This is a genomic window from uncultured Streptococcus sp., from assembly GCF_963528215.1.
In the GTDB taxonomy this organism is placed as follows: domain Bacteria; phylum Bacillota; class Bacilli; order Lactobacillales; family Streptococcaceae; genus Streptococcus.
In genome coordinates this window covers 1-12417 of the sequence record NZ_CAURVL010000039.1, presented here as the reverse complement: position 1 = coordinate 12417, position 12417 = coordinate 1, and the positions used below count along the sequence as shown (strand labels likewise).

The 12417-nt window shown below is 45.0% G+C and carries 3 protein-coding genes; all 3 read left to right on the top strand.

Annotated features, from left to right (window positions below):
• Window positions 1-1737, top strand: a 1737-nt coding sequence (locus RWS24_RS10060) for a phosphoenolpyruvate synthase (RefSeq protein ID WP_314367150.1), incomplete at its 5' end; no start/stop codon positions are given.
• On the top strand, window positions 1724-2797 hold the full coding sequence (locus RWS24_RS10055) for a hypothetical protein (RefSeq protein WP_314367147.1): 1074 nt from the start codon (window positions 1724-1726) through the stop codon (window positions 2795-2797). The genes RWS24_RS10060 and RWS24_RS10055, both read left to right, overlap by 14 nt.
• 210 nt (window positions 2798-3007) lie before the next feature.
• Window positions 3008-12208, top strand: a complete 9201-nt coding sequence (locus RWS24_RS10050; protein WP_314367145.1) for a ZmpA/ZmpB/ZmpC family metallo-endopeptidase — start codon at window positions 3008-3010, stop codon at window positions 12206-12208.
• Window positions 12209-12417 lie beyond the last annotated feature (209 nt).

Below are 12417 nucleotides of genomic sequence, written 5' to 3'. Positions count from 1 at the left end.
AGTCAGCTTTTCGGACCTTATATGGATATGGAGTTTACCTTCGCAAATGGCCAGCTCTATCTTTTGCAAGCACGACCTATTACTACCTTGCTAGAAGGCCAGCAGATTATTCTGGATAACAGCAACATTGTCGAGAGCTATCCGGGCGTTTCTAGTCCTTTGACCATTAGCTTTATCCAGGAGGCCTATGCTAGCATTTTCCGCAGTCTGGCCCAGCGCTTGGTTGGTAAGGATGCCCCTGAGTTGGCTACCTATGAAGCCACCTTTCAAAATATGCTACAACCGGTCAACAGTCGGGTTTATTACCAGATTCAGAGCTGGTATCAGCTCTTGCAGCTTTTGCCTTTTTCGAAGAAAATCATTCCTATCTGGCAGGATATGCTGGGTGTTCGAGAGACAGAGGTACCTCAGATGCCGGTGCACCTTTCTGCTTTCAAACGCCTGCAAATCATGCTTCGCATTATTCGAGAGTTTTGGACGGCACCCAAGCAAATGCAGCAATTGGAAGAACAGTTTGCCCAGATTCAGCGCGAATACGAAGCGAGCTTTTCTCCCGACGCAGATGCGGAGACCTTGATTACCTTGGTCAGAAAGCTGAAAGAGGATATTCTGGCTCACTGGGACATTACGCTGGTCAATGACCTCTATGCTTTTGTCTATACTGGACTCCTGAAGAAGTCGCGTCGCAGTGGGGCTGTTCAGGCAGAAATTGCAGGGATTGAGCAGATTGAAAGTATGCGGCCAGCCTTGGCGCTGCAAGCTTTAACAGCTCAGCTCAAAGCAGAAGAAAATGCAGAGATTAGACAGGCCATGGCAAGTGAAAATCCAGCAGTCTTTCTAAATCGTCAGCATCCTTTGGTTCAAGAAATAGTCCATTTTATCCATGAATTTGGTGATCGGGCTCCGGAAGAGTTGAAGTTAGAAACCCCAACCTTTCGAACGCATCCAGAGCGTCTGCTCAAGCTCCTGCTGCAAATGTGCCAGCAAGAGGAGAAGAAGCTGGCTCCTCAGAAACTTGAAGAAGCTGAGCAAAAATCAGGCTGGTGGACGAATTTTCTTCGCAAGCGAGCCATGACTGGTGTTAAATATCGGGAAAGCTCCCGCTTAAACCGCACACGGATCTACGGCATGATGCGCCAGATTTTCCGAACTCTGGGCCAGCAATTAGCCGATCAAGGGCTGCTGGCTACGCCTGACGATGTTTTTTACCTGACAAAGGAAGAGCTGTTTGATCTGACCGGAAAGCCCAGAGATGTTAGTGGCTTGATAACCGAGCGTCGGGAGAAGTTGGAGGCTGATAAGGAACTACCAACCTTTAGTCGCTATGTTTTTGCTGGACGGGTCTTTGAGAAATACCTGAAACCGCAAAACCACACCAGCAGTCACAATACGGGTAATCAAGCCTTACAAGGGATTGGCTGCTCACCTGGCTGCGTTAAGGCTCAGGTTTTGGTCGTGGAAGATGTGCAAGAGATTGAGTCTGCTCAGGACCGGATTATCGTGACCAAGATGACCGATCCGGGCTGGGTTTATCTTCTGACCCAAGCCAAGGGTATCATTGCCGAGCAGGGGTCTTTGCTCTCGCACACGGCCATTATTTCCCGCGAGTTAGGGATTCCTTCCATTGTCAATGTCAGAGGTGCCTGCAGCCAGCTGCAAAATGGTGATTGGATTGAGATGGATGGACTGACTGGCAAGATTCGACTAATCAAGGAGGAAGACCATGCTGGAAATTAAACCAGTCAAATCCAATACGACAGAGCTGGCCGATTTTCTAGCCCTGCCCAAGCAGATTTACCAGCCAGACCACCTCATGCAGTCGGAAGAGGAAGAACTGGCTTTGATTGATGGCAGTCACCCGCTGAGTTCTGACTTAGATGCCTATGCCTTTATTGGCTATATGAACAGTCAGCCCTGCATTCGAGGACTTCTGACCTTTTATTCAGATGATGAGGCTGCTTACTTGGGATTTTTCGAGTCAATCGATGACCAGCAAATTGCATCTGCTTTTATTGAGCATTTAGCAGGTTTTGCTCGCAGTCTCGGAGCGATGAAGATAATTGGTCCCGTACAGGCAAGTTTTTGGCTGGGTTATCGAATGCAGCTGACTGGAACAGAGGAGCTCCCTTTTACTGGAGAACCTCATAATCCAGCCTATTATCCTGAGCTATGGCAGGCTGCAGGTTTTAAACTTAAGGAGCGCTATCTGTCCAATTTTTATCCCAAGGTCAGCAATCAAATTCATCAGGACAAGCTAGCTCATCGATTTGAGTCTTTTGAAGAAGCGGGTTTCACCATTTGCTCTCCCAAGAAGAAGGAGTGGGATCAAGCTTCGCTACAGGTTTTTGAGCTCCTCAATCAACTCTATCAAGATTTTCCAATTTATCGGTCTATTTCCAGTCAGCAGTTCAGTCAGATTTTTCAAAAATACCAGTATATTCTTGATTTTTCCATGGTTAAGCTGGCCTATAAGGAGGGCAAGCTAGCTGGTTTTCTGATTGCCATGCCGGACTACGGCTCTCTGGTTTATCAAAAACTGACTTCTCTCAACCTAGCTAAACTTTTTTGGACCAAGCGTTTTCCAAAACGATATATGATTATGTATCTAGGGGTAGATGAGGAATTCTTAGGATTGGGCTCTGCCTTGGCCTATCCGATTTTCAAAGAAGTGCAGAAGCGTCAAGCCTCAGCTATTGGAGCCTTGATTCATCAAAAAACAGTCACGCGCCACTATGCGGCAGAACTGCAAGGAGACAAGCATGAGTATGGTCTCTTTGAATTGGATTTGAACTCCTGACTAACAAAATAAATCATATTTTAAAAAACAAATTTTCTAACAGAAGATTTGTTTTTAATTTTTCAGGTAAAAATGAACACTATTTTCAGGCTGTTCAAAAACATGATGATTTCAGCCTTCAAAGATATATTTTTAAGCAAAAGCATTGAATTTTTGTAGGAAATTCTGTAAAATTTTAAGAGATTATTATATGAAGAAAAGGGAATTATTATGGAAAAAAGAATCACTGGTGATACGCTCCAGCGCTATTCTTTTAGAAAGTTATCAGTAGGATTGGTTTCTGCCACTATCGGAAGCTTCTTTTTGAGCACCGCAATAGGGGGAAATATAAGCACGGTTGAGGCTGCAGAAGTCTCAGCAGGCAAAACCGTTCCAGTTCAGTATCACTACGTAGTAGAGTCTGAACTGACTGAAGCTGAGAAGAATGCAGTTGTTAAGGAGCTTCCAAAGTTTGTGGAAGAAAACTCTGATGCTTATTATCTGGTTTACCGTCCAAAGACCCAGGGGCTTTCGGCAAAAAGTTTGCCAAAGACGGGCTACTCAAGTCTCTGGGAAGCAACTTTTGCAGCTGCTGGGCTGACTTTAGCAGTCTTAGTAATTGCACGAGGTAGAAATGGCAAGAGGTACCTGTCTTCTATTTTGCTAGTGACAGGTCTAGGCTCTATTCTCCTAGCTCCTTCTGTATTTGCAGTGACCAATATTGAATTAGCCGCCTACAATCAAAGGCTGAATTTGACAGTAGGAGATAAGCTGCCTGAGCCTTTAGAGATTGCTGGCTTCGAATATGTTGGCTATCTGAAAAGCGGTGAACAGGGCAAGGAAAATGCAGCAGGAAGTCATCAGCTTCCTACGGCACAGAAGGACTTGTCAGCTGTCGAAGTCGATCAGCAGGCAGGTAAATCTGCTAGTCTTTCTGGGAATCAGGGTACTGCCAACAAGCCTGTGTCTACTGAAACAGATAAATTGACCGAGCAAGAAAAAGAGATTATTGCAGCCAAAGAGCGCGAATTTGCTCGGCTTTCTCCAGTTACTGAAGTACCAGAGCTGGAATTCAAGAGCCAAGAAAGCAGCCAAACCCAAGTCCTGCCTTATCAAACAGAATACCAATATTCAAATGAACTCGCAGAGGGACAATCTCAGGTCATTCGCGCAGGTGTCGCTGGTACACGTACTGTTGTCACTCGCAATTATATTGCTGGTAAAGAAATTGTAAAAAGCGAAGTGATTTCAGACCAGGTAACTGCAGAGCCAGTTTCGGAAATTGTGTTGGTCGGAACTGCTGCAGTAAAATCTGTACCAAATGAAGCACCAGTGCATCAAGTCCCAGAATTGACGACTTATGGTACGACGCCCGATACTGCGCTTGTCCAAGAAGTCCCAGAGTTGACAACCTATGGCACTGCACCAGATACAGCGCCTGTAAATGAAGTTCCCGAATTAACGACCTATGGAACTACACCTGATGTTGCGCCCGTACAAGAAGCTCCAGAGTTAACGACTTATGGCACTGCACCAGATAGCGCACCTGTAAATGAAGTTCCCGAATTGACGACCTATGGCACAACGCCAGATACAGCACCGGTTCAAGAAGTGCCTGAGCTAACGACTTATGGCACTGCATCAGATGGTGCTCCAGTACAAGAAGTTCCGGAACTAACAACTTATGGTACCGCACCAGATGAAGCACCCGTGCATCAAGCCCCAGAATTAGAGCTGACTGCGACGGATGAAACCAGAAGAGAAAAGATAGATTTTTCCGTCGAAGAACAGTATACTGATGAGATTCCAGAAGGCAGTCGCCAAGTTGTCACACCAGGTGTACAGGGCGAGCGGGCGATTACCACTCGTATCTATACCTCGAATGGCCAAGAGGTTGACCGCCAAGTTTTATCAGATGAAGAAATTCTTGCAGCAGTCACTCAGATTATTAAGGTCGGAACAAGTAAGTCAAGCCTGATTCCAGCTGATGCTCCAAAGTTAGAAGGTCTACCAGAATACCCTCTAACTTACACGGATGAAACCCGTGTAGAGAAAATCAACTATACTATTCGTGAAGAAGAGACGGACGAGCTGGTTCGTGATGCCCGTCAGATTGCGACTCCAGGAGTGCAAGGCGAGCGAACAATCAAGACCCGTGTCTACAGCTCCAACGGTCAAGAAGTTGACCGTCAGGAACTTTCCAACGAGGAAACTTTAGCTCCTGTGACGCAGATTGTCAAAGTCGGAACGGCTAAATCAACCATGGTGCCAAACGATGCACCAAAAGAAGCAGCTTTGCCAGAGTATCCACTGACTTATACAGATGAAACGCGTGTTAAGAAAATTGGCTTTAACATCGAAGAGCAATATACGGATGAGTTGGTTCGCGATGCCCGTCAAATTGCGACCCCAGGTGTCCAAGGTGAACGAACCATCAAGACTCGTGTCTATAGCTCAAACGGCCAAGAAATCGACCGCCAAGAGTTGTCCAATGAGGAAACTCTAGCGCCAGTAACGCAAGTCGTCAAAGTTGGTACAGCTAAGCCGCACATGGTACCGAACGATGCGCCAAAAGCAGACGCTTTGCCAGAGTATCCATTAATATACACGGATGAAACGCGTGTAGAGAAAATTGCCTTTAACATCGAGGAACAATACACCGATGAATTGCCTCAGGACTCTCGCCAAATCGTCACTCTAGGCGTTGAGGGCGAACGGACGATTAAGACTCGTGTCTACAGTTCCAACGGCCAAGAAGTTGTCCGCCAGGAGTTATCGAATGAGGAAACACTGGCTCCGGTAACGCAAGTTGTCAAAGTTGGAACAGCTAAGCCACACATGGTACCGAACGATGCGCTGAAAGCAGACGCCTTGCCAGAGTATCCACTGACCTATACAGACGAAACGCGTGTAGAGAAAATAGCCTTTAACATCGAGGAACAATACACCGATGAATTGCCTCAGGACGCCCGTCAAATTGTGACTCCAGGAGTGCAAGGTGAGCGAACAATCAAGACCCGTGTCTACAGTTCCAACGGTCAAGAAATTGATCGTCAAGAGCTTTCTAATGAAGAAACTCTGGCTCCAGTAACGCAGGTTGTCAAAGTTGGAACAGCTAAGCCAAGTATGGTACCAAACGAGGCACCAAAAGCAGACACTTTGCCAGAGTATCCATTGACTTACACGGACGAAACGCGTGTAGAGAAAGTAGCCTTTAACATCGAGGAGCAATACACTGATGAATTGCCACAGGATGCCCGCCAAATCGCGACTCCAGGCGTACAAGGCGAACGGACAATCAAGACTCGTGTCTACAGTTCCAATGGTCAAGAAATCGACCGCCAAGAGCTTTCTAACGAGGAAACTCTTGCTCCTGTTACTCAAATTGTTAAGGTCGGAACGGCTAAGCCAACCATGGTTCCGAACGATGCGCCAAAAGCAGACGCTTTGCCAGAATATCTGCTAACTTACACAGATGAAACGCGTGTTGAGAAAATTGCCTTCAATATTGAAGAACAATACACTGATGAATTGCCACAGGACGCCCGTCAAATCGCGACTCCGGGAGTTCAAGGTGAGAGAACAATAAAGACTCGCGTCTATAGTTCCAACGGTCAAGAAATTGAGCACCAAGAGTTGTCCAATGAGGAAACTCTAGCTCCGGTAACGCAAGTTGTTAAAGTTGGTACAGCTAAGCCACATATGGTTCCAAGTGAGGCTCCGAAAGAAGCAGCTTTGCCAGAGTATCCACTGACCTACATGGACGAAACCCGCGTAGAGAAAATCAACTTCACGATTCGTGAAGAAGAGACCGACGAGTTAGTTCGAGATGCTCGCCAAATCGCAACCCCAGGTATTCAGGGTGAGCGTACCATTAAGACTCGCGTATACAGCTCTAATGGCCAAGAAATTGACCGTCAAGAGATCTCAAACGAAGAAACTCTAGCACCTGTTACTCAAGTTGTCAAAGTTGGTACAGCTAAGCCACATATGGTACCGAATGATGCACCAAAAACAGACGCTTTACCAGAGTATCCACTGACTTACACGGACGAAACCCGCGTAGAGAAAATTAACTTCACCATTCACGAAGAAGAGACTGACGAGCTGGTTCGTGATGTTCGCCAAATCGCAACCCCAGGTGTGCAAGGCGAGCGAACCATCAAGACTCGCATCTACAGTTCCAACGGTCAAGAAATCGAACGCCAGGAGCTTTCAAACGAGGAAACTCTAGCTCCGGTAACACAAGTTGTCAAAGTCGGTACCGCTAAACCAACCATGGTACTGAACGATGCACCGAAAGAAGAAGCTCTTCCAGAGTATCCGCTGACTTACACGGACGAAACTAGAGTTGAAAAAATCAACTTCACCATTCGTGAAGAAGAGACTGACGAGCTAGTCCAAGGTACTCGTCAAATTGCCACTCCAGGTGTTGAGGGCGAGCGAACTATCAAGACCCGTATCTACAGTTCCAACGGTCAAGAAGTTGACCGTCAGGAGCTGTCTAACGAAGAAACTCTAGCTCCAGTTACTCAAGTTATCAAAATTGGCACGGCTAAGCCAACCATGGTACCAAACGATGCACCGAAAGAAGAAGCTCTTCCAGAGTATCCACTGACTTACACCGACGAAACGCGTGTTGAAAAAATCAACTTCACCATTCGTGAAGAAGAAACGGACGAATTGGTTCGAGATGACCGTCAAATTGCGACTCTAGGAGTTCAAGGTGAACGTACCATTAAGACTCGCGTATACAGCTCTAATGGCCAAGAAATTGACCGTCAAGAGATCTCAAACGAAGAAACTCTAGCACCTGTTACTCAAATTGTCAAAGTCGGTACCGCTAAGACACATATAGTACCGAATGAAGCACCAAAAGTAGAAACTTTAGAAGAATTCGATTTAATTCCACTGCACAATCTATTAGCGGAAGCAGATCAGATTAAAGCTCAGGCACGTTATTTCAATGATAGTCAGAGTCATCAATCTAGCTATGATACTGCTTTGACAGCGGGTCAAGCGCTTCTGAGTCAATCACATGCTAGCCAAGCAGAAGTTAACCAACTGGTGGAACAAATCAACCAAGCTAAAGCTCAGTTAAGCGGTCTTGAAGTTGTCAAAACGGCTCTTCAAACAGAGTACGATTTAAATCCAATTGTTAAAGCAACTGCTAAATATAAAAATGCGGATTCAGATAAGCAGACAGCTTATACTGATGAATTGACCAAGGCAGAAGGAGTTCTGAATAATCAAACTGCAACACAAGTGCAGGTCAATCAAGCATTTGCTAGCCTGACAGCAGCCAAAGAAGCTCTAAATGGAGTGCCTAAAGTTAAGCCGACAGTTTCTATTCTAAGTTTGACAGAAAATGCAGACGACAAGTCGGTTACAGTCCAATATAGATTAGAAGACCAGACCCAGTCCTTCCGCTCAGCGACTGCTGAATTGTACCAGGGAGATCAGCTCGTCCGAACTCTTCCGATTACCAATTTCGCAGGAAGTCTGAAAATCGGCGACTTAGACTACTACACAGGCTATACCCTGAAAACCAAGCTTACTTATGAACTGGATAATGGCAGCTTCACAGATTTTGAAACGGACAGCCGCAATTTTGAATTGGAATACAAGAAGATTGCCTTCCGAGATATTGATTCGGTCGAGTTTTACAGAAAAGAAAACGACCAGTTTAAGCGCGTCGTGTCCATGAGCTCTATGCCTACGGATCTGTCTCCCTACTTTGTCAAAGTCAAATCAAGCGAATCTAAGGAAATGCTCCTGCCGGTTCACAGCATAGCGGAAAGCCATAAGGATGGCAGGGATGTCTATAAGGTGACCGTTTCTCTTCCTGAGCTGGTACAAGAAGGTGAGACAGGCTATAAGTCTGGCTATGACTTCTATATCAGTAAGGCAGCTGTTCCTAGTCAGCAAAATGTCTACACCAGCTTTGCTAGTTTGGTAGACGCTATGAAGCAAAATATGGCTGGCAACTATGTTCTGGGAGCAGATTTGGATGCTAGCGAGGTCAGTCTGGCTCCTGCAGATTATGTCTACCTCAAAGGGAACTTCACAGGCAGTCTGACAGGTAACCATAATGGCAAGCAGTACGCGATTTATAATCTGGCCAAGCCTTTATTTGAAAACCTCAAGAGTGGTTCCTCTATTTCTAATCTGGACCTGAAAGAGGTCAATATTGTAGGCACCTATGACTCAGCCGCTCTGGCTCGTAATTCAGAAAATGCTCGAATCACAGATGTTTCAGTCCAAGGTAGAGTAGAAGTAAAAGAAAATGCTTCACAGGTAGCAGGTTTGGTCGTTATTGCTAACAATACCCAAATTTCCAATAGCTCCTTTACTGGAACTATCGTGTCAAATGATAAACAGGGTAAAGAATACAATGTCGGTGGTTTGGTTGCCAATCTCAAGGGAGGAAACTCCTTGATTAGCCAAAGCAGGGCAGATGTGACTATTCTAGCAGGCGCTAGAGCCAACAACCAACGCTTTGGAGGTCTGGTTGGCCGTTTAGAAAACAATGCCCGCATCAGCCGCTCTTATGTAGCTGGTAAGATTCAAAACTCTACTAAGAACGGTCAGATTGGTGGCGTAGTTGGTTCCAATTACTTCAATGGCTTAATTGATAATGTCATCAGCAATGTCAGCGGTACAAATGTTTACAGTATTTCTGGCGATCAGGGATATGAGAATAACCGTATCACAGAAGCTTATGCCGTTGAAGGGAATAAAACGCTGGAAAATGACAAGTTTGTCACTTCAACACTGACTCTGAACGAGGCAGAAGAGAAGCTAGCTAGCTTAGACATTACGACCACGCTGGAAGACACGAATCTCAACCTTTATTCTGTCAACTATGCCCAGGAAAAGAATGCTCGAGAAGACCGTTTAATAGCTTATGCTAACATGGAAAAACTCCTTCCGTTCTACAATAAGGAGACCATCGTTGCCTATGGAAATAAACTTCCAGATCATCACAAGCTCAATACAGAGTATTTGCTGGATGTTGTTCCGATGAAGGGCGACCAGATTATCACTGATATCAATAGCAATAAGACAGGAATTAACCGTCTGATGCTGCACTTTGAGGATAATACGGTTGACTATCTGGATCTGACCTATAAGGGAGATTTCAAATATAAGGCAATTGCAGAGTACAGTGTAAATGGCTTAGACCTCCTTTATACTCCGGAAGCTTTCCTATCAGACTACAGCAGGGTTCTTAATCAAGTGCTGCCAGAGTTGAACAAGGTTGTCCTTGACTCACCAACTATGAGAACTGTTTTAGGTGTGAATGCTGACACTTCTCTGGATGAACTCTATCTGGATACTGCCTTTGACCAAGTCAAGACCAAGCTGTCAGAAGAGTTGCGCAAGGTACTAGCTATGGACAAGTCTATCAATACGGAAGGCAATGTTGTAGCAGACTATATAGCTCAGCAAATTAAAGACAATAAAGAAGCCTTCTTACTTGGTCTAACCTATCTCAACCGTTGGTATAATATCAACTATGACAATATCAATGTCAAGGATTTGTCAGCCTATAAATTTGACTTCTTTGGAAATCATAATGCTTCAACCTTAGATACCATCATTTCACTTGGTAAGTCAGGCATGAACAATCTTAAAGCTAAGAACAACTATATGGCTTATGATGCCTCGCTTTCTGAAGCGACTGGTAAACGAGGGCTCTTCAATTATCTAGAAAGTTATCGTCAGCTCTTCCTACCGGACAAGTCCAATAATGAATGGCTCAAGACCAATACAAAAGCCTACATCATTGAGGCTAAGTCGGATATAGCAGAAGCGAGACAGCTTCAGGATGCAGCCGAGGACAAGAGTAAGTATTCTGTCGGCGTTTACGACAAGATTACTGCTGATAACTGGGAACACAAGGGCATGCTCTTGCCACTCTTGACCATGACTGAGAAGGGTGTCTATGCTATCTCCAATATGTCTACCATCTCCATGGGGGCTTATGACCGTTATCGCCTTGATGCCAATGGCAGGGTTCGGACAGATGCAGAGCTAGCTGAATTTGTCGAAGACAGAGTTAGAAAAACTGCTGAATACCAGCGCGATCACTATGACTTCTGGTATAAGATTCTAAGCGATGAAAGCAAGGACAAGCTCTTCCGTTCTGTTCTGGTTTACGATGGATTCTCATTGGTTGACAAGACTGGTCAAAGATATTGGGCTCCAGCTAATGACAAAAAATCACTGGCTATGCAGGAGTTCTTTGGACCAGCCGGCAAGTGGTATCCTAGCAAGGGCTATAATGCCTATGCTACAGGAAGTGTAACCCACTTTGATGCAGCTAAATTGTTAGAAGACTATGGTAACTCTGTCTACACGCATGAAATGACCCATAATTCTGACGGTGGCATTTACTTTGAGGGCAATGGCCGCCGCGAAGGTCTGGGAGCTGAGCTTTATGCTCGCGGACTCCTGCAGTCCACTCCAAGTGCAGATGAAGCAACCATTACACTCAATACCCTCTTCAAGGTGGACAAGGATTCTAAGACGCGTCTACACACATATAACTTCAAGGAACGCGTTCAAAATGCAGAAGACCTGCAACACTATGTCCATGGTATGTTTGATATGATTTACACGCTGGATTACCTAGAAGGTACTTCTATGCTTAAGCAGAGTGATGATGCGAAACTTCAGTGGTTCAGAAAGATGGAGAATTACTATATTACTGATAAGTATGGTAAGGAAACCCACGCTGGAAACCAGACACGAACCTTCACTGCTGAAGAAATCAAGCAGCTGAAGACCTTTGACTCTTTGATTGAAAATGATGTTATCACTCGTCGGGAGAATAAGGAAAGTGGTAAGTATGCACGAAATGGCTATCTCAGTCTCAGTCTCTTCTCACCAATCTACTCAGCCTTGAGCAATCCAAATGGAGCGCCGGGTGACGTTATGTTCCGCCGCACAGCCTATGAGTTGCTGGCAGCCAAGGGTTACCATGAAGGATTTATCCCTTATGTTTCTGGTAAGTACTCTAAGGAAGCCTTTGATGAAGGCAAGAAAACGTGGGATGGATGGTCCGGAAGAGATGTTGGTCTGATAACAGACCAGAAAGTCTTGGAAAATGTATTCAAAGGTGAATATGACTCTTGGGTAGCCTTCAAGAAGGCTATGTATAAGGAGCGGATTGATCAGCTGACCAAGATCAAGCCAATCACCATTGAGTACGAACTCAGAAATCCAAACAGTACTAAGAAAGTAACCATTCGCTCTTATGCAGATATGCAAAGGCTGATGGACGAAGCAGTAGCAGAGGATGTACGCAACATTACCAATGCTACCAGCCGTGTTGATGCTAGCTGGGTCAACCTGCTCAAGAAGAAGATATATAATGCTTATCTTCGTGAAACAGACGACTTCAGACAGTCAATCTTTAATAAGTGAGCAATTTAATACTAGCTAAGGAAACTTAGCTAGTATTTTTTTTACTTTTTCCTTGATTTTTGAATTAGGATATGGTTAAATACTTTAAAGAAACAAATGTTGCGCAACAAATGTATCAGAAAGGGATGTCATGCCTCCAAAAAATAAATTTACCAAAGAAGAAATCATTGAAGCTTGTCTAGATCTTGTTCGAGAAGAGGGGAAGTCGG

What these genes read in the sequence shown, in the direction of transcription:
- RWS24_RS10055 (WP_314367147.1), top strand. Translation starts at nt 1,724, where the DNA reads ATGCTGGAAATTAAACCAGTCAAATCCAATACGACAGAGCTGGCCGAT.
- RWS24_RS10050 (WP_314367145.1), top strand. Translation starts at nt 3,008, where the DNA reads ATGGAAAAAAGAATCACTGGTGATACGCTCCAGCGCTATTCTTTTAGA.